The organism is Arthrobacter sp. 210 2 (assembly GCF_059093025.1).
Genome location: NZ_JBNHIE010000004.1, coordinates 195,980 through 216,587, shown reverse-complemented (window position 1 = coordinate 216,587; position 20,608 = coordinate 195,980). Strand labels below are relative to the sequence as shown.

Below are 20,608 nucleotides of genomic sequence, written 5' to 3'. Positions count from 1 at the left end.
CTTGTCTATGTGCGCAGGACCCTTGACGTTGAAGGAACGGTCACGCGCGTTGCTCAGCACCTGCGTCACGCAGGGCACCGTTTTGCGGGACGACCGACGGCGGGTCCCGGTTTTCCGGGGGTCCCGCGATTGCGGTGCATCAAAAGCGTGCCGTGCGTGACGTCGGTGTTTGCGTTGACCGGGGTCAGCGCGCGTACGGGTTGGCGATGCCGATGTATTGGGTGGTGGTGTATTCGGCGATGCCTTCGGTGCCGCCTTCGCGGCCGAGGCCGGATTGTTTGACGCCGCCGAAGGGTGCTGCGGCGTTGGAGATGACGCCGGCGTTGAAGCCGACCATGCCGAACTCGATCTGCTCGGCCACCCGCAGCAGCCTGTTGAAGTCGCGGCTGTAGAGGTAAGAGGCGAGGCCGTACTCGGAGGCGTTGGCCAGCCGGATGGCGTCCTCTTCGGTGGTGAAGGTGGTGACGGGGGCGACGGGCCCGAAGATTTCCTGGCCCAGGATAGCCGCACCGTTGGGCACATCGGCGAGGACGGTGGGCTGGTAGAAGTAGCCGGGCCCGTCCACGGGTCCGCCGCCGGTGACGGCCACCGCTCCGGCGTCGACGGCGGCAGCCACCAGGGCGTGGACGTCGTCGCGGGCTCCGGCGTCGATCAGCGGACCCACCTGCGTTGAAGCTTCCGTGCCGCGGCCGGTGGCCAGGGCGCCCATGGCCGCGGCGAACTTCTGCGTGAACTCGGCGGCGACGGATTCGTGGACGAGGAACCGGTTCGCTGCGGTGCAGGCTTCGCCCATGTTCCGCATCTTGGCAGCCATCGCCCCTTCGACGGCGGCGTCCAGGTCGGCGTCTTCGAAGACGATGAAGGGGGCGTTCCCGCCGAGTTCCATCGAGGTCCGGAGCACGTTCTGCGCGGCGTCTGCCATGAGGCGCTTGCCGACCGGGGTGGACCCGGTGAAGCTCACTTTCCTGAGGCGGGAGTCCTTCAGCAGCGGCCCGGAGATCCCGGACGCGGAGGAGGAAGCGACGACGTTCAGGACCCCGGGCGGGAGGCCGGCGTAGAGCATGGTCTGGGCAAAATACTGGGCCGTGAGGGGTGTGAGTTTGGCGGGTTTGAGGACCATCGTGCAGCCCGCAGCAATTGCGGGTGCGACTTTGCGGGTGGCCATCGCCAGGGGGAAGTTCCACGGGGTGATGAGCAGGCAGGGCCCGACCGGCTTGTGCTGGACGAGGATCTTGTTCTTCCCCTCCGGCGACGTCAGGTAGCGGCCGTAGTCGCGGACGGTTTCCTCGCTGAACCAGCGCAGGAATTCGGCGCCGTAGGTGACCTCGCCGCGGGCCTCGGCCAGGGGCTTGCCCATCTCCAGGGTCATGAGGAGGGCAAAGTCCTCGGCACGCTCGGTGACCAGGTCGAAGGCGCGCCGGAGGATCTCGGCCCGCACCCGCGGCGCGGTCCGGGCCCAGGACGCCTGGGCGGCGTCGGCGGCATCCAGTGCGGCGACCGCGTCATCGCTGGTGGCGGAGGCGAGCGTGGCCAGCACCTCCCCGGTCGCGGGATCGTGCACGTCAAACGTGCCGCCGTCGGACGCGTCGCGCCACTGCCCGCCAATCAAAAGGCCGGTTGGAACGGACGCAAGGAGTGCGGCTTCGCGCTCCCGTGAGATGGCAGGGGAAAGTGCGGGAGAAAGAGTCATGGTGCTCCTAGGGAAGTTCAGGGTTTCGACAGGCTCAACCACCGGTGGCGGGTTACGGGCTCAACCACCGTTAGTAGCTGGCAGGGGTGTCGCCGTCGGCCTTCTGGATGTACTGCTTGGCAAGGGCTTCGGAGCCTCTTGCCAGGAGGGCGACGTCGGCGCCGACCAGGATGAAGTCTGCGCCGTGGTCCAGGTAGTGGCGGGCCGTGTCCGGGTTGAAGGCATTCACCCCGGCCGGCTTTCCGGCGGCTTTCGCGGCGGCGAGGCAGTGTTCGACGGCGGCGCGCACCTCAGGGTGTTCCTGCTGTCCCAGCAGGCCCATGGAGGCGGCGAGGTCGGAGGGCCCGACGAAGACGGCGTCCACGCCATCGACTTTCAGGATGTCCGCCACAGAGTCCACTGCCGCCGTCGACTCAATCTGGACGGTGACGCTGATGGTCTCGCCGGCCCGGGCCAGGTAATCCGGCACCCGGTTCCAGCGGGCGGCGCGGGCCAGGGCTGACCCCACTCCGCGAACGCCCATCGGCGGGTAGCGGGTGGCCGCCACGGCGGCCTCGGCCTCGGCGACGGAGTTGACCATGGGGATGAGGAGGTTCTGCACGCCGAGGTCCAGGTACTGCTTGATGATCACGGTGTCATTCACGGGCGGCCGGACCAGGGTGTGGACCGGGTAGCCGTGGATGGCCTGGAGCTGGGTGAGGACGGACTCGAGCCCGTTGGGGCTGTGCTCGGCGTCCACCAGCAGCCAGTCCAGGCCGGACCCCGCGCACAGTTCGGCAACCAGGGGGCTGCCGGAGCAAACCCACATCCCGGCCAGCGGGCGCTTGGCCTCACCCAAAGCGGACCGGAAGGTGTCCTCTATTCGAAGCGGCATGTGACACTCCCCGAAGGTCCGTAGTCAGCGTGAACGGTGTCACCCTTGTAAACCCAGAGCGGGCGGGTGAATGAGCCGGCGAGGATGATGTCACCGGCCTTCAGCGAATCGCCGTGGGCGGCAATCTTGTTGGCCAGCCAGTGCACTCCGTTAGCGGGCTGGTCCAGGACTCCGGCGGCCACGCCGGTCTCCTCCACGGTCTGGTTCTTATACAGGATGGCCGAGACCCACCGGAGGTCCACGGCGTCCGGCTTCACCGGGTTGCCGCCGATCACCATGGCGCCCATGGCTGCGTTGTCGGAGATGGTGTCCACGATGGTCCGGCCCTCCATCTCGATCCTGGAATCGAGGATTTCCAGGGCCGGAACCACGTAGTCGGTGGCCTTCAGGACATCGAAGATCGTGACCCCGGGACCCTTCAAACCGTCCTTCAACACGAAGGCCAGCTCCACCTCCACCCGGGGGTGGGTGTATTTGTCCCACTCCACCGAGCAGCCGGTCTCCAGCACCATGTCATCAAAAATGGCCCCATAGTCCGGCTCCGTGATGCCCGTGGCCGCCTGCATGGCCTTGGACGTGAGGCCGATCTTGCGCCCCACCAGGGTCCGGCCGGCCTCCTCGTTCCGGCGCCGCCACAACTGCTGCACGGCGTAGGAGTCCTCCACGGTCATGTCCGGGTACCGGGCAGTGAGCCGCGGTACGGGGGTGCGGGTGCGGCCGGCCTCCACCAGCTCGTCCGCGATGGCCTCGATCGTCCTGTCATCCAGCATGGCTACAGCTGCGCTCCCAGCTTGAAGCCCTCAGCCCCGGCTGCTTCGCTGGGCCGGGTGTAGGAGAAGCCGTCGGCGCCGACGGTGACGGCCATTTCGCTCTTTTCCTCACGGACGATGACCGGCTGGGGGTTGCCGTCCAGGTCCAGGACCAGGGAGGCTTCGGTGTACCAGGAGGGGACCACGGGGTTGCCCCACCAGTCGCGGCGCTGGTTGTCGTGGACGTCCCAGGTGATGGTGGGGTTGTCGGGGTCGCCTGTGTAGTAGTCCTGGGTGTAGATCTCGATGCGGTGGCCGTCCGGGTCCAGGATGTAGAGGTAGAACGCGTTGGACACGCCGTGACGGCCGGGGCCGCGTTCGATCCGGTCGCTGATCCGCAGGGCGCCCATCTTGTCGCAGATCTGGATGATGTTGTGCTTCTCGTGCGTGGCGAACGCGACGTGGTGCATGCGCGGGCCGTTGCCGCCGGTGAGGGCGGTGTCGTGGACGGTCTGCTTGCGGTGCATCCACGCGGCGTAGGTGACGCCGTCGGAGTCCTTGATGTCCTCTGAGACGCGGAAGCCGAGGTCCTCCAGGTAGGCGCGGCCGCGGGGGACGTCGGGGGTGACCTGGTTGAAGTGGTCCAGCCGGACCAGTTCGCCGGCGGAGTACAGGTCGTAGCGCTGGGTGAGGCGCTCCACGTGCTCCACGTCGTAGAAGAACTCGTAGGGGAAGCCCAGCGGGTCCTCGACGCGGACGGAGTCACCGACGCCTTTGGTGAAGCCTTCCTTGCGGCGCTCAACCCGGCAGCCCAGTTCCTTGTAGTAGGCCTCGGCGGCGTCCACCTCGGCGGGGGACTTCACCCGGTAGGCGAACGCGGCGACGGCGGCGATGGGTCCCTTGCGGAGCACCAGGTTGTGGTGGATGAACTCCTCGAGGGAGCGCAGGTAAATGGCGTTCTCGTCTTCCTCGGTGACGTGCAGGCCCAGGACGTCAACGTAGAACTCGCGGGACTTGGCGAGGTCGGTGACCACGATTTCCATGTAGGCGCACCGGACGATGTCCGGTGCCGGGACGGATGGGGTGGGGACGAAGTTGGTCATGATGGTCTCTCTTCTTTGAGCAGGTTCTTCAGTAATTAAGGGGTTAGCCTTCGTTGGCGGCGGAGGTTTCGATGCTGCCGAACTTGGGAGTGTGGACGGTGCCGAGGGTGATGTGCACCGCCTGCTGGTCGGTGTAGAAATCGATGGAGCGGTAGCCGCCCTCGTGGCCCAGGCCCGAGGCCTTCACGCCGCCGAACGGCGTGCGGAGGTCGCGGACGTTGTGGCTGTTGAGCCACACCATGCCGGCTTCGACGTTCTGCGAGAAGTTGTGGGCCCGGGTGAGGTTCTGGGTCCAGATGTAGGCGGCGAGGCCGTATTTGGTGTTGTTGGCCAGGGCGAGGGCCTCGTCGTCGTTCTCGAACGGGGTGATGGCCACGACGGGTCCGAAGATTTCCTCCTGGAAGATCCGGGCGTCGGGGGCGACGTCGGCGAACACCGTGGGTGCGATGTAGTTGCCTTCGGGCAGGTGGTCGGGGCGGCCGCCGCCGGCCAGGAGCCGGCCTTCGGACTTGCCGATCTCCACGTAGGAGGCCACCTTTTCGTAGTGCTCCGGGTGGACCAGGGCGCCCACCTGGGTCTTGGGATCGTGCGGGTCTCCGACCACGATGTTCCTTGCACGGGCGGCGTACTTTTCGCAGAACTCGTAATAGATGGCGCGCTCGACGAGGATGCGGGAGCCTGCGGTGCAGCGTTCGCCGTTGAGGGAGAAGACCCCGAACAGCGCCGAATCGATCGCGGCGTCCAGGTCGGCATCGGCGAACACGACACACGGGGACTTGCCGCCGAGCTCCATGGACAGGCCCTTGAGGTTGGCGGCCGCGTTCCGGAAGATCGTCTGGCCGGTGGTGGTTTCGCCGGTGAAGGAGATCAGCGGGACGTCCGGGTGCTTGACCAGGGCGTCGCCGGCTTCCTCGCCCAGGCCATTGACCAGGTTGAACACGCCGTCCGGGAGCCCGGCGTCCTTGAAGATGGTGGCCCACAGTGAGGCCGAGAGCGGGGTGAACTCGGCGGGTTTGAGGACGACTGTGTTGCCGGTGGCCAGGGCCGGGGCGAGCTTCCAGGACTCGAGCATGAACGGGGTGTTCCACGGGGTGATGAGGCCTGCGACGCCGATCGGCTTGCGGTTCACGTAGTTGATCTGCGAGCCGGGGACCTTCATGGCGTCGTCGAACTGGGCCACGATCAGGTCCGCGAAGAACCGGAAGTTCTCGGCAGCACGGAGCGCCTGGCCCTTGGCCTGGGTGATCGGCAGGCCGGTATCGAACGTTTCGAGCTCGGCGAGCCGGGCTTCCTGGGCCTCGACCGCGTCCGCGATCCTGTTCAGGATGCGGGCGCGTTCGCGGGGCTTCATCTTCGGCCAGGGGCCGTTCACGAACGCTTCGCGTGCGGCGGCAACGGCGAGATCGATGTCCTCTTTCTGGCCGGCGGCGGCGGTGGCGTAGTTCCGGTTGGAGACCGGGTCCAGCACATCGAAGGTCTTGCCGCCCACGGAGTCAACGAACTGGCCGTTGATGTAGTGCTGGATGTGGGTGGGCAGATCCTGGGGCACGTAATGGGCGGTTGTTTCTGCTGCAGTGAACGTCATTGTTGTTTCCTTACTGCTTCTGAACGGGTGGGGAGTGTCAGATGGTTTTGGCCTGGGCGAGGTAGGCGTCCAGGGTGGCGGAGCGGTGGAGCCGGGCGGCTTTTTCGATGGCGTCGGCATCGGCGCCGGATTCGATCAGCTTCAGGAGTGCTTCGTGTTCGTCCACGGAATCGCGGGCGCGGCCGGGGACGAAACGGAAGGTGGAGGACCGCAGTGCTGCAAGCCGGTTCCAGCCGCGGTGGACGAGGTCCAGGATGTGCGGGTTGGGGCAGTGCTCAAACAGGACGCTGTGGAATTCCTGGTTGAGCTGGGTGAAGCGGACGGGATCAAAGTGCTCCAGGCATTCGCGCATCTGCTCGTTCACGGCCCGGGCCCTGGCTATTGCCACAGCATCGATCAGGGGAGCGGACAATGCGGTGGCGGCGCCTTCCACGATGCTCAAGGTCTGCATGGTGTAGAGGTATTCGGTGGGGTCGATCCCGGCCACCGTGGCACCCACGTTGCGTTCGAACGTCACCAGGCCTTCAGCCTCCAGCCGGCGGATGGCTTCGCGGACCGGAACCACGCTGAACCCGAGGTCCTTGGCGATGGCGCCCAGGACCAGCCGGTAGCCGGGGGTGTAGGTGCCTTCCACAATGCGTGCCTTGACGGCCTGGTAGGCCTGTTCGGACTTGCTGCCGGCAGGGGCCGCAGCGGAAAACTCAGCCAATGTTTCAGTCATTCGCCTCGCCTGCCTTCCATTCCTCGTACCGGGCCTGCCACTCGGCGTTCATCGGGTAGAGGCCGTCCACGCTGTTGCCCTGCTTGACCATCTCGAAGATAAACGCTTCTTCCTGCTCCTGGGCGATGCAGTCGTCCACGAGTTCTTCGGCGATGGCCGGCGGGATCACCAGGATGCCGTCGGAATCGGCCACGATGATATCGCCGGGCTGGACGGTGGCGCCGCCGCAGGCGATGGTGATGTCCGTGTCCCACGGGATGTGGCGGCGTCCCAGCACTGCCGGGTGCGGGTTGGCGAAGTAGGTGGGCATGTCCAGGCCGGCCACGGCGGTGTAGTCGCGGACGCCGCCGTCGGTGATGATGGCAGCGGCGCCGCGGACCTGGGCGCGCAGGGCCAGGATGTCGCCCACGGTGCCGGTGCCCTTTTCACCGCGGGCCTCCATGACCAGGATTTCGCCCTCGTTCACGGAATCGATGGCTTTCTTTTGGGCGTTGAACCCGCCACCGTGGGTTTTGAACAGGTCCTCACGGTTGGGCACGTACCGCAGGGTGCGGGCCAGTCCCACCACCCGGCGGTCCGGCCGGGTGGCCTGCAGGCCGTCGATGCTCACGTTGTTAAGGCCGCGCTTGCGCATCTGGGAGGACAGGGTGGCCGTGGCCACGCTCTCCAGCTTGGCCTTCAGCTCAGGGGTGAGGGTGCTGGCAGGGGCAGGAAGGCCAGCAGCCTCGCGTGAGCCCCACGCCTCCTCACGCTGCACGTCGTCAACCTTCGGTCCGGCACCAAAGTCAGCGAACGGCGTCGTGCCTTCCTCCACCCTGGTGACCAGGCGGCCAGTGGAGAGGCCGCCGGCGGACACTTCCACTTCGAGGACGTCACCGGGTTTGGCGACGGAGGCGCCGGCGGGGGTGCCGGTGAGGATGATGTCCCCTTCCTCGAGGGTCAGGAGCTGGGACAGGTCCGCCACCAGCCGGGCGAACGGGAAGAGCAGGTCTTCCGTGGTGTCGTCCTGGACCAGCTGGCCGTTATGCCAAGTGCGGATGCGCAGCTGGGCGGGGTCGACGGCGTCTGCCGGGATGAGTGCCGGGCCCACCGGCGTGAAGCCGTCACCGCCCTTGGACCGGAGGTTTGATCCCTTGTCCGCGTAGCGCAGGTCGTAGACACCGAGGTCATTGCTGGCAGTGACGGCGGCAACGTGGCTCCAGGCGTCATCGATGCCCACCCGGCGTGCGGTTTTGCCGATGACCAGTGCAATCTCGCCCTCATAGCCCAGCAGTTCGCAGCCCGCGGGGCGTTCGACGGCGCTCCCCGTCAGGGAGAGCGACGACGACGGCTTGAGGAAGTAGGAGGGCTGCGCCGGGGTTCGTCCCCGCTGGGCAGCACGGCTTGGGTAGTTGATGTGCACCGCGATCACCTTGCGTGCCGCAGCCAGGGTGTCGCCGCTGACCTGCTCCAAAACTGTCTCCCTTATCAGGTACGAAATCGTATACGATCACTTTCGCTCGATACCTGGCGGTTGTCAACCCCTGCATTCCGGCCTCTTCCGGCACTCTTGTCGTCTGCATCACAGGTGGCGTACAGTGATGCTCCAACAGCAGGTTTTCTCATATGGAAACCCCAGTTCTATTATCGAACACCTCTTGGCTTCCCAGCCACACAACGAAGTGAGGACATCCCGTGCAGTTTCACCATCACGGTTACGTATCCGGAGACCCGCGGGTAAAGCCGGCCGCCGGCGTCGGACTCAACCGCCCCGATGAACTTCCGGACGAGGTTGACGTGCTGATCGTCGGCACAGGTCCTGCGGGAATGCTCGCCGCCGCGCAGCTGTCCATGTTCCCGAATGTCACCACGCGGATTATTGAGCGCCGTCCCGGACGGCTCGCGATCGGCCAGGCCGACGGTATCCAGGCGCGCAGCGTCGAGACTTTCCAGGCCTTCGGCTTTGCCGAACGGATCATCGCGGAGGCATACAGGATCACCGAGATGGCGTTCTGGAAGCCGGACCCCGCCAACCGCTCGAACATCATCCGGACGGCCCGCGCCGTGGATGATGAGATGGGCATCAGCGAATTCCCGCACCTCATCGTCAACCAGGCCCGCGTGCTGGACTACTTCGCCGAATTCGCGGCCAACTCGCCTACGCGCCTGAAGCCCGACTACGGCTACGAGTTTCAAGGCCTGGAGGTTACGGAGCAGGGCGAGTACCCCGTGGCCGTGACGCTGCTCCACACCGCGGGCCCAAACGAAGGCCGGGAGCGCGTTGTCCGCGCCAAGTACGTGGTGGGGGCCGACGGCGCCAGGAGCAAAGTGCGCGCGGCAATCGGCTGCACCCTCGCCGGCGACCAGGCCAACCACGCCTGGGGCGTGATGGACACCCTCGCCGTCACCGACTTCCCGGACATCCGCACCAAGTGCGCCATCCAGGGTGAAAAGGGCAGCATCCTGCTGATCCCCCGGGAAGGCGGCCACCTGTTCCGCATGTACGTGGACCTTGGCGAGGTGGACCCGGCCACGCACCACGCCGTGCGCAACACCAGCATCGAACAGATCATCGACAAAGCCAACGAGATCCTCCACCCCTACACCCTGGACGTGCGGAACGTGGCGTGGCACAGCGTCTACGAGGTGGGGCACCGGCTCACCGACAGGTTCGACGACGTCCTGCCGGAGGACCGCGGCACCCGCACGCCGCGCGTCTTCATTACCGGCGACGCCTGCCATACCCACAGCGCAAAAGCCGGCCAGGGCATGAACGTGTCCATGCAGGACGGCTTCAACATCGCCTGGAAACTGGGGCACGTCCTCGAAGGCCGCAGCCCGGAGAGCCTGCTGTCCACCTACTCGGCGGAGCGCCAGGTGGTGGCCAAGAACCTGATCGACTTCGACAAGGAATGGTCCACCATGATGGCCAAAAAGCCCGAGGAGTTCGAAAACCCCTCGGACCTCGAGGACTTCTACGTGCGCACTGCCGAATTCCCAGCCGGCTTCATGACCGAATACGCGCCGTCCATGCTGGTGGCACCCGCCACGCACCAGGGCCTGGCCACCGGCTTTCCTGTGGGCAAGCGCTTCAAGTCCGCGCCCGTGGTCCGCGTCGGTGATACCAACCCGCTCCACCTCGGCCACCACGCCACAGCCGACGGCCGCTGGCGCATCTACGTCTTCGCCGACGCAGCGCCGGCAGGCGGGCAATCAGGTGTGGCGGACTTCGCCGAGTGGATCGCCAACTCGCCGGACTCACCGCTGGCCGCAACGCCTTCGGGCGCTGACCCCGACGCCTGGTTCGACGTGAAGGTGGTCTACCAGCAGCCGCACACGGCCGTGGACATCGGACAGGTTCCCGCCGTCTTCAAACCGCAGGTGGGCCCGTTCAAACTGACCGACTACGAGAAGGTGTACGCCACCGATCCGTCCGCGGACATTTTTGAGCTGCGCGGCCTGGACCGCAACGGCGTGGTGGTGGTGGTCCGCCCGGACCAATACGTGGCCAACGTCCTGCCGCTGACGGCGACGGCCGAACTCGGCGCGTTCTTCGGACCGCTCCTGAAAACGCCGCTGGCGAAGCCGCGTCAGGCCGCCGCTGTCTGAGCCGTCCGGTACTCCGCGGCTGCGTACACGCCGAGGATCCGCACCTCGGTGGTGAAGAAGTCCAGTTCCTCGAGGGCCAGCTTCAGCGGCAGGTCCTCGGGGTGGCCTTCGACGTCCGCCATGAACATGGTGGCAGCGAATTCGTTCCCTACCATGTAGCTTTCCAGCCGCGTCATGTTGACGCCGTTGGTCGCGAAGCCGCCCAGCGCCTTGTACAGGGCGGAGGGGACGTTGCGGACGCGGAACACAAAGCTGGTGACTGCCGGTCCGGGAAGTTCGTCCCGGGCCGGCAGTTCCTTTTCGCGGGCCAGGACCACAAAGCGGGTGGTGTTGGAGGGGTCGTCCTCAACCCGTGAAGCAAGCACTTCCAGGCCGTAGATCTGGGCAGCCAGCGGGGGAGCGAGGGAGAGTTTCCGGGGATCGTTCCATTCGCTCACTTCGCGGGCCGAGCCTGCGGTGTCCCCGGCAATGACCGGCTTGAGCCCATGCTCGCGGATCAGCTTCCGGCACTGGCCCAAAGCGTGGATGTGGCTGTGGACCTCGGTGGCGTCCTCGATGGTGCTGCCGGGGATGCCCAGCAGGTCGAAGTGGATGGGCAGGAAGAACTCGCCCACGATCTGCAGGTTGGACTGTGGCAGCAGGATGTGGATGTCCGCCACGCGGCCCGCAATCGAGTTCTCGATGGGGATCATGGCCAGGTCCGCCTCGCCGCTGGCCACCAGTTCGAAGGCGTCCTCAAAGCTGGCGCACGGGACGCTTTCCAGCTCGGGGAACATCTGCTTGCACGCGATATTGGAGTTGGCGCCGGGCTCACCCTGGTACGCAATCTTCTGGGCCATGATCCGTATGGTTTCACGCCCCGCGCCCGCGGACCCAACTGGGTAGCGCTAAGTGTCGTTATGGGCAGTTGAAACGACCCTTGGCGCTACCCAGTTGGGGAGGGTGCGTCACACCGGGGTGACGCGAAGCCAGACGTATTGCCGGGGGAGGAGCATGACGCCTTCGTTCAGCTGCAGGCGGGCTTCCGAGAGAAGGTCGACGGCGGCGGGCAGGAACCCGCCGAAGGTTTCCGCGGGCAGGGACTGGGGAACGTTGCTGAAGTTCGCGAGTGCCAGGACGCGGGTTCCGCCCGTGGTCACGCCGCCCGGCCGCTGGTAGGCCAGGACTCCCCGGTTGTGGGTCTGGAAATCGATCAATGTGGTCCCGGCAAACTCAGGAGTGTTCGCGCGGACCTCGATCATCCGCTGCAGGCCCGCGTAAACGGCACCTCCGGGTGTGGCCGGATCGGTGCGCCGGGCGTACTGCGCGGCCGGGTAGTGCGGCCGGTGCACCCAGCGGCTGTCATCCCCGTGGCCGGGCTCATCCGCGTAATCGTAATCATTGACCTGGCCCACCTCGTCGCCGAGGTACAGGAGCGGGATGCCGCCGGTGCTGAAGGCAACCGAGTGGGCCAGGAGGATCCGTTCCACCGCCTCGGCCGGGTTGACCTCCATGCCGCACAGCGACGCCGTCGTACCTGAAATACGGCAGTCTCCGGTGCGCGGGTTGTCCTGGAAGGGGACGCCGCGGGCAAAGCTGCCGGGGAAGCGGTTGACGTAGAAGGAGTTGAGGAAGCGGCGGTGGTCGAAGCCGTTGATGCCCAGTTCCGCGGCGTCCTCGTCCGCGAAGGTCCAGCCGATGTCGTCATGGCTTCGGACGTAGTTGACCCAGGACGTCCCCTCGGGGATGTTGTGCCGGCGCTTCAGGGCCTGGGCCAGGAGCGAGACATCCCGGGTGGCCAGGGACTCCCAGATGAGCGCCATCTGCAGGGGATTATAGGAAATCTGGCATTCGGTGGGGTCGATGTAGAGCGCCACCTCGTCCGGATGCACGATGGCCTCCGACTTGAACAGCAGCGACGGAGCCGCCAGCCGGCACACCGCGTTGAAGGCCCGGAGCAGGGTGTGCGCCTCGGGAAGGTTCTCGCAGGGCGTGCCCAGCTGTTTCCAGATGAAGGCCACGGCGTCCATGCGCAGGATGTCCACGCCCTGGTTGGCCAGGAACAGCATCTCGCCGGCCATGGCGCGGAAAACATCCGGATTGGAGTAGTTCAGGTCCCACTGGTACGTGTGGAACGTTGCCCACACCCACCTCCCGTCCTCCATCTGGATGAACGAGCCTGAATGGTTCTCCGGGAAAATCTCCCGGACATTCTGCTCGAAGGCGTCCGGCATGGTCCTGTCCGGGAAAATCCAGTAGTAATCGCTGTACTCCGGGTCCCCTGCGGCCGCCTTCCGGGCCCACTCATGCTCGTCAGAGGTGTGGTTGAAGATGAAGTCAACCACCAGGCTGATCCCGTTGCTGCGGAGTTCGGCCGCCAGCGAGCGAAGCTGCTCCATGGTGCCCAGCTTCGGGTTGACCTCACGGTAGCTGGACACCGCGTAGCCGCCGTCGGAGTGCGGTTCGGGGGCCAGGAACAGCGGCATCAGGTGCAGGTAGGTGAGTCCGAGCTCCTTGAAGTAGGGAATGCGTGCCCGCACTCCCTCCAGGCTCTCCGCGTAGCGGTCCACGTAGCAGACGCCGCCCAGCATGGTGTTGGACTGGAACCAGCCGCTGTTGCCTTCCCGCTCCGCGTCCAGCTCCTTGAGTTGAGCCGGGCGCTCCTGCCAGGACCGGGCGCTCTGGACCACCAAGGCTGCCAGCTGTTCCTGCCAGTCCGGCCGGGAACCGTACAGGGAGCCAAACAGTTCCGTCAGCTGTGGGAGATGCCGGTCCAGCCTTCGGTCAAAGACCGGGTCCGGGCTGAGCCCGGCCGTCCGTTCGCGGAAAAGCGCCGTGAGGACATGCTGCCGGGTCATTTCGTCCGCACTAACGGATTTCTGCATGCCCACGGCCCTTTCCCACTTCCGCCGGCGGTTCCGGCAGCACCTGTAGGGAAGTATTCCACGCCACACTTCCGCGCGTTGACCTGGACCTATACATGGACCTGGACCTGGACCAGGACGCGGCAGCGGACACGGGAGGTTTCACCGGCTACGCCTGGAGCCAGGCAGTGGTTGCCCCGGGCAGGGAACCTGCCATGAGCGGCGAACTGGAGACCAGGACCTCGCCGTCGGGCAGTCCGAAGGCTTCCGTCCCGAAGTTGGTGACGGAGATCCAGCCGTTGGGGCGCCGGAAGGCCAGGACATCGGTCCTCCCGGTTTCCAGCCATTCCAGCGCTTCGGCGGTTTGCAGCTGTGACCGCAGGGCCAATGCGCGGCGGTAGAGGGACAGGGTTGAGTCGTCCTGCAACTCCTGGGCTTCCACGGAGTAGCTGGCGAACCATTCGGGCTGCGGCAGGTGCGCGCCGCCGGTCCCGAAACCGAACGAGGTGCCGGAGGCTGTCCATGGCAACGGGACGCGGCAGCCGTCGCGGCCGATTTCCACGCCTTTGTTGCGGAAGAAGGCCGGGTCCTGGCGCTGGGAGTCGGGGATTTCGCTGCCGACTTCCTGCAGGCCCAGTTCCTCGCCCTGGTACAGGTATGCAGAGCCCGGAAGGGCGAACATCAGCAGCGATGCGGCGCGGGCGCGGCGCAGGCCGAGTTCGGCGTCGACGTCTTCCTGCTTGCCGCCGGCGAGCAACCATTGCTTGCCGGCCTCGCCGGCCATGATCCCGCCCTCGGCCGAGGGCCCTGGCACGGGGAGCCCGTAGCGGGTGGCGTGCCGGACGACGTCGTGGTTGGAAAACACCCACGTGGAGGAAGCGCCGGAAGCCTCGGCCTCGGCGAGGTTCTTGGTGATGATCTTCCGGAACTGGGCGCCGTCGAAGTCTGCCTGCAGCAGGTCGAAGTTGAAGGCCTGGCCCAGCCCCTCCGGGCTGGCATAACGGGCACGGCGGTCCGCGTGCACCCAGGCTTCGGCGACGGCGGTGCGCGGCGGGCTGTATTCGTTGAAGACCTTGCGCCACTCGGCGTAGATCCCGTGGACTTCGTCACGGTCCCAGTACGGATGTGATCCGGCAAGGTAAAGCGCCTCGCCCTGGGCTTCAAGGTCTGCCTTGCTGGGGAGGGACTCTTCGAGGTTCTTGGTCAGGGCATGGGCCACGTCGATGCGGAAGCCGTCCACGCCCCGGTCGGACCAGAAGCGCAGGGTGGTCAGGAAGTCGTCGCGGACCTCGGTGTTGTCCCAGTTGAAGTCCGGCTGTTCCTTGGCGAAGATGTGCATGTACCACTGCCCCGGCGTCCCGTCAGGTTCAGTAATGCGCTCCCATGCGGGACCGCCGAACACGGAGTCCCAGTCTGACGGCGGCAGTTCGCCGTTGTCGCCCAGTCCGTCCCGGAAGATGTAGCGGTCGCGGGCCGGGGACCCCTTGGGCGAGGCCAGGGCTTCCTGGAACCACTGGTGGCGGTTTGAGGAGTGGTTGGGGACGATGTCCACGATCAGCTTGATGCCTGCGGCGTGCAGGGCGGATGCCATATGGCTGAAGTCCTCGAGGGTGCCGAGCCGCGGGTCAACATTACGGTAATCGTCCACGTCATAGCCGCCGTCGGCGAGGGCTGAAGGGTAGAACGGGCTCAGCCAGACCGCGTCGACCCCCAGATCCTTCAGATACGGGACCTTGCCGGTGATGCCGTTGATGTCGCCGATGCCGTCACCGTTGGAGTCAGAGAAGCTGCGGGGGTAGATCTGGTAGACCGAGGCCTGGCGCCACCAGTTGGGGTCGGCCATGGTTTTGGGTTCGGTGCTGGTTGCCGTGGTGGCGATGGAGGGCAAGGCTGGGTCCTTTGCGTTTTTCGTGGAGGTCGGTTTCGCGGCCGGGATCATTTCACGGCGCCCTGGGTGAGTCCGGACATGACCCAGCGCTGGGTAAACAGGTAGACGACGATCGCGGGCGCCATCGCCATCAGGTAGGAGGCGAAGGCGACGTTGTAGCTGTTGCTGAACTGGGTCTGGAAGATCTTCTGCAGCACCGGGATGGTCTGCAGTTCCGGGTCGGAGATGATGAGCGACGGCATCATGAAGTCGTTCCATGAGGCGATGAAAGCGAAGATGCCGACAGTGGCGCTCATGGGTGCGAGCAGGGGGAAGATGAGCTTCCAGAACACCTGCCAGGTGCCGGCGCCGTCGATGCGCATGCTTTCTTCCAGCTCCAGCGGGATGGAGCGCAGGAACGCGGTAAACAGCATGGTGTTGAACGCCAGGGCAAAGACGATGTGCAGGATCGCGACGCCGAGCGGGTTGTCCAGACCGGCGAGGCCGGTGAGCTGGATCTGCGGCAGTGCCACCACGGGGAACGGGATGAACATCGCCGCGAGCAGGTAGAAGAAGGACCAGCGGAAGAGCCGGCGGTCCCAGTTGCGGACGATCGCGTAGGCTGCCAGCGCCGAGACGATGATTTCCCCCGCTACGGCGGTCACGGAGACGAACACGGAGATCGCGAAGCCGCGGGGGAAGTTCGTGAGCGTCCATGCCTGGACGAAACTGTCGAACGTCAGCGGGCTTGGCAGCGAGAAGGCGTTGCCGTCCACAGCCTGGCCGGTGGTTTTGAACGCCATGCTCGTGGTGACGTAGAGCGGCACGAGCACGCTGAGCGTGCAGACGATCAGGACGATGGTGGCAGGCCAGTTGCTGCGTTCACGGCCGGCGCGGATCCTTTGCTTCTTTCCGGCGGCGGCGGATCCTCCTGGGATGGTGCTGGGTGCGCTGCTCATGCGGCGATCCCTCCTTTGCCACGTGTGAAGCGAAGCTGGATGAGTGCGATGACGATGCTGATGAGGAAGAAGATCACGGCGTTGGCCATCTGGTAGGCATAGTCGCCGCCTTCGAAGCCGCGGAAGATCGACATGGCGACGCTGCGTGTAGCGACGCCCGGGCCGCCGTCGGTAAGGCCCACGATGATGTCGTAGGCGTTGAGGTAGTTCTTGAAACCAAGGACCATATTGATCACTGCATACCCGGCGACGAGCGGCAAAGTGATGTGCCGCAGGTTGTGCCAGGGCGTTGCTCCGTCGATGGAGCTTGCCTCGTACACCTCGGCGGGAACCGTGAGGAGCCCCGCGATGTAAATCAGCATCGCGCTCGGAATCGACTGCCACGCCGTGACGAAGACGATGGCCAGCCACGCGAGTTCGGGGTTGGCGAGGATGCTGGTCGCCAGCGGTTCGATTCCCATGCCTTGGCCCAGGAGCGGCAGCGAGTTCGAGAAGAGGTATTGGAAGACGAACGCGATGACGATGCCTGAGATCACCATGGGGATAACGAATACCGTGCGCAGGGCGGCGCGGAAGCGGACACGGGACGTGAGTCCCACAGCCAGGAAAAAGGCCACGGCGTTGACGACAATGACGGTCACGAGCGCAAAGGCAAGGGTGAAGCCGTAGGCGCTGAGGACCCCCTCATCCTGGAACACCGCTATGAAGTTTCGGATGCCGATGAAGTCGAAGTCGCCGAAGCCAACAGAGTTCGTGAAGCTGTAGACGAAGCCGAGTATGGCCGGCAGCGTGACGGCGAGCGTGAAAATTACGAGCGAAGGAAACAGGAAAAAGTAGTACAGCGGATCGATGCGGCTCTTGCGCGCTCTTGCCGCTCTCACCGCTGCCGGGGCCGTCACCACCGCTCGAGGGGAAGGCTTAGTCGTCGATGACATGAATGGTCCTCGTTTCGTGCGTTGGAAGTGTGATCACGCGCGGAAAGCCAGGCGCGCCCAGTCGGCGTCCATACGGCGGAGCGTGCTCTCGGCGTCGGCGCCGCCGATGATCGACTGGAGGTAGTTGGCGGCGGGAATCGAGTTTGGAATGAACTGTGAGGCACCCATGTAGAAACGGCCCTCGTCGTAGTACTTCTGCATCTCAACGATTCGGGGGTCGGTGACCGCCGGTGCGTCCTTACCCGTGCCGAATCCCAGGAATTCGGCATTGTAGGAGTTCTGGATTTCCGGCTGCATGAGGTACTGGAGGAAGGCGCGGGCCCCCTCCTGTGCGTTGCCGGCTTCGGGAACCCACAGCGAAAGGTCGATGTTAACGCGGACTTTCAGGTCGGCGGGATTGCTGGTCATTGGCAGTGGAAAGGTGCCCAGATCCACATCGGTCCCCGCCTTTTCAATTTCTCCGAAGGCCCACGGCCCCTGGAAGTACATCGCCGCCTGTCCCTGCGCCATGGCGGTGTTGCCGTCACCGTAGCCTCGGCTCGACGCATCGGGGTTGACGTAGGACGTCAGCTGCACCATGCGCTGCACTGGCTCGAGCATCGTTTTCTGGAACGACACTTCGGAATCCGGTCCGACATCCTCGCCGATCCCGTGCATTGTTTTATAGAACTCGCGCACGTTGACCATGCCGCCCACCGTGTAGTCGAACAGGCCCTGCGCGATGGTCCAGGGGTCGCGGAAGGTGCCGTAAATGGGCGTGATGCCCGCCGCCTTTAGCACCTCACATACTTCAATCAGTCCGTCCCAGGTTGTGGGAACGGCCAGCCCGTTCTGCTCGAAGATGCGGCGGTTGTAGATGACCGAGGCGGCCATGACCGAGTAGGGGATGACGCTCGTACGGCCCGGGTAGGTGGGGTACCAGTTCGTGAGGTCCAGAACGTCGTTCCGGATGGAAGCTGCTGCCGGGAGATCGGAAAGGTCGGAGAGGGCGCCGCGCTCCATGAACCGGGCCATTTCAAGGTTGTAGTTGAGGCAACCGAGGTCCGGCGGACTGCTGCGCACAAAGCTGGCAGAAAGATTTGTCGCCATGTCATGAAGGACGCGGACGCGGTCCTGCGACGCGGTGAACTTCGCCGCGAGATCGCGGAAGTATGGCACGGCCTCCGGTTTTGACTGGTGGAACGTGATGGTGGGACGGGTTCCTCCCGGAGCACACCCTGCCAGGCCGAAAGCGGCCAGTGCGCCCCCGGCAGCGGCAAGGAAGGTGCGTCGGGAGACTCGCGTCCCTCTGGACGGCAAAGGTGGCAACATCGGCTCCTCAGGGTCTCACAGAGTTTATTTGGATCTTATATTTAAGTCCTATACGAGGATGAGGCATCGTGGGGATATCGTCAAGGGATGAAGGAGACAACCGCGAGTTCGACGCAATTGTTGCGGCAGATCAATTCCGATGCGTTGCTGCGGTTTGCCCTGCAGGAGCAAGTGTTCACAGCCGGGGAAGCCATGGCGGTGACGGGGTTGACCCGCGCGACGGTGCTCGGCGTTTGCCATGCCCTGGTCGACGCCGGCTGGCTGGAGGAAGTGGACGACAGTGCTGCCGCGGCCCGCACCAACAAAGGCAGGCCGGCACGCCGCTACCAATTGCGCGAGGCTGCCGGTGTGGTTGTTGGACTGGACGCCGGGGAAAGCTACTTCACCACCATCGTGGCGGATCTGCGGGGCCGTGAGCTGGGTTTGCGCCGCCAGAACGTTGACTCGAAGATGCTCGGACGCTCCGGCCGCTGCGCGGCTGCACGGGAGCTGATCGGCCTGGCCCTCCACGACAGCGGACACGAGGCGGACGATGTTTTGCTTACGGTTGTCGGTGTTCCCGCGCCGATCGACGCCCATGGCACGTCTCCTGAAGGAGAATTCTGGCATCTGATGAATTCCGGATTCGCCTCCCACCTTCACGGCAAGGTGGTTGTCGAAAATGACGCCAACCTCGCCGCCATTGCCGAACGCGCGCACAAGCCATCAGCCAACCTGGCCACGCTGCTGACAGGCGAGCGGTTCGGCGCCGGGCTGATCGTCGATGGGCGCCTGCTGCGGGGACCGCGCGGCGGCGCCGGCGAGATGCGATTCCTCGACACTATTACCGCCGGCAAGTTCGTGCCCGACGAAGGCAGCACGGATGGGTTTGGGGCACTGGCCCGTAAGTGGGCGCGCTCGCGGATCCACTCCCACGGCGGACAATCCACACTGCGCCATATACCCGAGGGGGAGATCAACGCCGAGGACGTGTTCCAGGCAGCCCGGGAGGGGGATCCGTTCGCGGGGGACATCATCGCCCGGCTCGGTGCCAGGCTGGCGCGTATTGCTGTTGTGCTTTCCAGCCTCCTGGACATTGAACGCGTCATCATCGCGGGCGGGATCTCCCGGGCCATCGAACCTGTCCTGGAACAGGCACGCTGCCTGCTGCCCGCCGATTCCGGTGTGCCCCTCCCGGACTTGGTTGCAAGCACCTTCGGAGCGGAGGTGGTGGTCAAAGGTGCCATCGAGTCCGCCCTGACGCAGGTCAGGCGCGAACCGGCGGCATTCCTCCCGCGGGCACCCCGAACCTAGACTGGCTCTCATGTCATGCCGAATCAGCGAACTGGTCCTGAACTGCGCCGACCCCGAACTGCTGGCAAAGTTCTGGAGTGACGTCCTTGGCTATGTCGAACTGGACCGGGAGGACTGCGCCATCGAAATCGGCCCGGCCGCCGGCTTTGGCGGCCTGCAGCCCACCATCATCCTGAGTCCGAGCAGCAATCCGCGGACCGGACGGCTTCCCCTGCACATCGACGTCAATCCCGTGGACCGGGACCAGGCCGCCGAGCTGGAACGGCTGCTCGCCCTCGGCGCCAGGCCGGCCGACGTGGGGCAGAGCGGCGACGAACAGTGGCACGTCTTGGAAGACCCGGAGGGCAACGAGTTCTGCCTCCTCCGCAGGCGGCTTGACCCCTGACGCAGCGGCGGGCGGTTAACCGCTGAAGGTTCCTTAGAGGACTGCGCGGATGGCGTGTTCGAAGCTGGTGACGTGCTCCAGCGCGAGCTTGCCGGACCGGTCGGCGTCGCCGTCGGCAATCGCTTCCAGCAGCTCCACATGCTCCGAGATGTGCTCGGACACCGCGGGCACCTTCTCCAGCACCATGCACCAGATCCGGGTGGCCAGGTTGTCGTAGCGGATCAGGACATCTTCCAGGTGCGCGTTGGCCGCGGCACGGTAGATAAGGCGGTGGACCTTGATGTCATACCGCATCAGGTCGTAGGGATCCTCGGCGGCGGCCATCCGGGCAATCGCGGCCGCGGTTTCGCGCAGCTCGGCGCGCAGTGCGGGTGTGGCGAGTTTGGCTGCCCGCCGCGCGGCGAGGGGCTCCAGTGATTCCCGGAGCTCCGAAACATCGGCCAGCTCGGTGATGTCCACAACGGTGGCGAAGGTGCCCCGGCGCGGGTAGGAGATCACCAGGTGGTCGCTTTCAAGTCGCTTCAAGGCTTCCCGGACGGGGGTGCGGCCGATGCCCATTTCGGCGGCCAGCTTGCCGTCGTTGATGGCTTCGCCGGGCCGGATGTCCAGCATGATGAGCCGGTCCCGGAGATGCCGGTACGCCCGCTCGGCCAGCGAGAGATCCCCGCCGCCCTCCAGATGGTTCTCTAGCGTCAGGCTCATTAC

At 65.5% G+C, this 20,608-nt stretch carries 17 protein-coding genes; 3 read left to right on the top strand and 14 right to left on the bottom strand.

Annotation, left to right across the window (positions count from 1 at the left end; translation table 11 throughout):
• Positions 1–184 precede the first annotated feature (184 nt).
• The 7 genes from AC5RWA_RS10550 to AC5RWA_RS10520 form a co-directional block, all read right to left on the bottom strand.
• The gene (locus AC5RWA_RS10550; protein ID WP_494057554.1) at positions 185–1,690 is read right to left on the bottom strand and encodes an NAD-dependent succinate-semialdehyde dehydrogenase; all 1,506 of its coding nucleotides are present in this window, start codon (positions 1,688–1,690) and stop codon (positions 185–187) included.
• 70 nt (positions 1,691–1,760) lie between these two features.
• Positions 1,761–2,564: an HpcH/HpaI aldolase family protein gene (locus tag AC5RWA_RS10545; protein WP_494057553.1), complete on the bottom strand. Its 804-nt coding sequence runs from the start codon at positions 2,562–2,564 to the stop codon at positions 1,761–1,763.
• The gene (hpaH, locus tag AC5RWA_RS10540; RefSeq protein ID WP_494057552.1) at positions 2,549–3,334 is read right to left on the bottom strand and encodes a 2-oxo-hept-4-ene-1,7-dioate hydratase; all 786 of its coding nucleotides are present in this window, start codon (positions 3,332–3,334) and stop codon (positions 2,549–2,551) included. The genes AC5RWA_RS10545 and hpaH overlap by 16 nt, the downstream gene beginning before the upstream one ends.
• Before the next feature lie 2 nt (positions 3,335–3,336).
• Entirely contained in the window at positions 3,337–4,416 is a 1,080-nt protein-coding gene (hpaD, locus tag AC5RWA_RS10535) for a 3,4-dihydroxyphenylacetate 2,3-dioxygenase (protein WP_494057551.1), read from the bottom strand.
• A gap of 43 nt (positions 4,417–4,459) precedes the next feature.
• Positions 4,460–6,001, bottom strand: coding sequence for a 5-carboxymethyl-2-hydroxymuconate semialdehyde dehydrogenase (gene hpaE / locus AC5RWA_RS10530; RefSeq protein ID WP_494057550.1), 1,542 nt, complete (start codon positions 5,999–6,001; stop codon positions 4,460–4,462).
• Positions 6,002–6,038: 37 nt separating this feature from the next.
• Entirely contained in the window at positions 6,039–6,722 is a 684-nt protein-coding gene (locus tag AC5RWA_RS10525) for a GntR family transcriptional regulator (protein WP_494057549.1), read from the bottom strand.
• Positions 6,715–8,175 (bottom strand): fumarylacetoacetate hydrolase family protein, encoded by a 1,461-nt coding sequence (locus AC5RWA_RS10520; protein ID WP_494057548.1) that lies wholly within the window; start codon positions 8,173–8,175, stop codon positions 6,715–6,717. Before AC5RWA_RS10520 ends, AC5RWA_RS10525 begins: the two co-directional genes overlap by 8 nt.
• Positions 8,176–8,396: 221 nt before the next feature.
• On the opposite strand from AC5RWA_RS10520, the gene AC5RWA_RS10515 reads away from it, so the two are divergent.
• The gene (locus AC5RWA_RS10515) at positions 8,397–10,310 is read left to right on the top strand and encodes an FAD-binding monooxygenase (protein WP_494057547.1); all 1,914 of its coding nucleotides are present in this window, start codon (positions 8,397–8,399) and stop codon (positions 10,308–10,310) included.
• On the opposite strand, the gene AC5RWA_RS10510 is transcribed toward AC5RWA_RS10515, so the two are convergent.
• The 6 genes from AC5RWA_RS10510 to AC5RWA_RS10485 form a co-directional block, all read right to left on the bottom strand.
• Positions 10,292–11,149 carry a prephenate dehydratase gene (locus AC5RWA_RS10510; protein ID WP_115523591.1) on the bottom strand — a complete coding sequence of 286 codons (858 nt, stop codon included), beginning with the start codon at positions 11,147–11,149 and terminating at the stop codon, positions 10,292–10,294. The genes AC5RWA_RS10515 and AC5RWA_RS10510 overlap by 19 nt on opposite strands.
• A gap of 108 nt (positions 11,150–11,257) precedes the next feature.
• On the bottom strand, positions 11,258–13,174 hold the full coding sequence (locus AC5RWA_RS10505; protein ID WP_494057546.1) for an amylosucrase: 1,917 nt from the start codon (positions 13,172–13,174) through the stop codon (positions 11,258–11,260).
• A 148-nt stretch (positions 13,175–13,322) separates the two neighbouring features.
• Complete coding sequence (locus AC5RWA_RS10500) at positions 13,323–15,041, bottom strand: glycoside hydrolase family 13 protein (protein WP_079595326.1); 1,719 nt, start codon at positions 15,039–15,041, stop codon at positions 13,323–13,325.
• 47 nt (positions 15,042–15,088) lie between these two features.
• Positions 15,089–15,979: a carbohydrate ABC transporter permease gene (locus AC5RWA_RS10495; RefSeq protein WP_079595325.1), complete on the bottom strand. Its 891-nt coding sequence runs from the start codon at positions 15,977–15,979 to the stop codon at positions 15,089–15,091.
• Positions 15,976–16,914, bottom strand: a complete 939-nt coding sequence (locus AC5RWA_RS10490) for a carbohydrate ABC transporter permease (RefSeq protein ID WP_494057545.1) — start codon at positions 16,912–16,914, stop codon at positions 15,976–15,978. The genes AC5RWA_RS10495 and AC5RWA_RS10490 overlap by 4 nt, the downstream gene beginning before the upstream one ends.
• A 33-nt stretch (positions 16,915–16,947) precedes the next feature.
• Positions 16,948–18,225, bottom strand: coding sequence for an ABC transporter substrate-binding protein (locus AC5RWA_RS10485; RefSeq protein ID WP_176156721.1), 1,278 nt, complete (start codon positions 18,223–18,225; stop codon positions 16,948–16,950).
• Between the two features lie 87 nt (positions 18,226–18,312).
• On the opposite strand from AC5RWA_RS10485, the gene AC5RWA_RS10480 reads away from it, so the two are divergent.
• Both AC5RWA_RS10480 and AC5RWA_RS10475 read left to right on the top strand, forming a co-directional pair.
• Positions 18,313–19,518 carry an ROK family transcriptional regulator gene (locus AC5RWA_RS10480; RefSeq protein WP_079595322.1) on the top strand — a complete coding sequence of 402 codons (1,206 nt, stop codon included), beginning with the start codon at positions 18,313–18,315 and terminating at the stop codon, positions 19,516–19,518.
• A 10-nt stretch (positions 19,519–19,528) separates the two neighbouring features.
• Complete coding sequence (locus AC5RWA_RS10475; protein ID WP_494057544.1) at positions 19,529–19,903, top strand: VOC family protein; 375 nt, start codon at positions 19,529–19,531, stop codon at positions 19,901–19,903.
• A gap of 33 nt (positions 19,904–19,936) precedes the next feature.
• Here AC5RWA_RS10475 and AC5RWA_RS10470 read toward each other — a convergent pair whose 3' ends face one another.
• Positions 19,937–20,605, bottom strand: a complete 669-nt coding sequence (locus tag AC5RWA_RS10470) for a GntR family transcriptional regulator (protein ID WP_079595320.1) — start codon at positions 20,603–20,605, stop codon at positions 19,937–19,939.
• Positions 20,606–20,608: the final 3 nt, after the last annotated feature.

Bases quoted from the DNA above. Each gene is read 5' to 3' on its own strand.
- hpaD (WP_494057551.1), bottom strand. From the start codon at position 4,416: ATGACCAACTTCGTCCCCACCCCATCCGTCCCGGCACCGGACATCGTC.
- AC5RWA_RS10490 (WP_494057545.1), bottom strand. From the start codon at position 16,914: ATGTCATCGACGACTAAGCCTTCCCCTCGAGCGGTGGTGACGGCCCCG.
- AC5RWA_RS10525 (WP_494057549.1), bottom strand. From the start codon at position 6,722: ATGACTGAAACATTGGCTGAGTTTTCCGCTGCGGCCCCTGCCGGCAGC.
- AC5RWA_RS10495 (WP_079595325.1), bottom strand. From the start codon at position 15,979: ATGAGCAGCGCACCCAGCACCATCCCAGGAGGATCCGCCGCCGCCGGA.
- AC5RWA_RS10480 (WP_079595322.1), top strand. From the start codon at position 18,313: ATGAAGGAGACAACCGCGAGTTCGACGCAATTGTTGCGGCAGATCAAT.
- hpaH (WP_494057552.1), bottom strand. From the start codon at position 3,334: ATGCTGGATGACAGGACGATCGAGGCCATCGCGGACGAGCTGGTGGAG.
- AC5RWA_RS10510 (WP_115523591.1), bottom strand. From the start codon at position 11,149: ATGGCCCAGAAGATTGCGTACCAGGGTGAGCCCGGCGCCAACTCCAAT.
- AC5RWA_RS10550 (WP_494057554.1), bottom strand. From the start codon at position 1,690: ATGACTCTTTCTCCCGCACTTTCCCCTGCCATCTCACGGGAGCGCGAA.
- AC5RWA_RS10545 (WP_494057553.1), bottom strand. From the start codon at position 2,564: ATGCCGCTTCGAATAGAGGACACCTTCCGGTCCGCTTTGGGTGAGGCC.
- AC5RWA_RS10505 (WP_494057546.1), bottom strand. From the start codon at position 13,174: ATGCAGAAATCCGTTAGTGCGGACGAAATGACCCGGCAGCATGTCCTC.
- AC5RWA_RS10475 (WP_494057544.1), top strand. From the start codon at position 19,529: ATGTCATGCCGAATCAGCGAACTGGTCCTGAACTGCGCCGACCCCGAA.
- AC5RWA_RS10485 (WP_176156721.1), bottom strand. From the start codon at position 18,225: ATGTTGCCACCTTTGCCGTCCAGAGGGACGCGAGTCTCCCGACGCACC.
- hpaE (WP_494057550.1), bottom strand. From the start codon at position 6,001: ATGACGTTCACTGCAGCAGAAACAACCGCCCATTACGTGCCCCAGGAT.
- AC5RWA_RS10470 (WP_079595320.1), bottom strand. From the start codon at position 20,605: ATGAGCCTGACGCTAGAGAACCATCTGGAGGGCGGCGGGGATCTCTCG.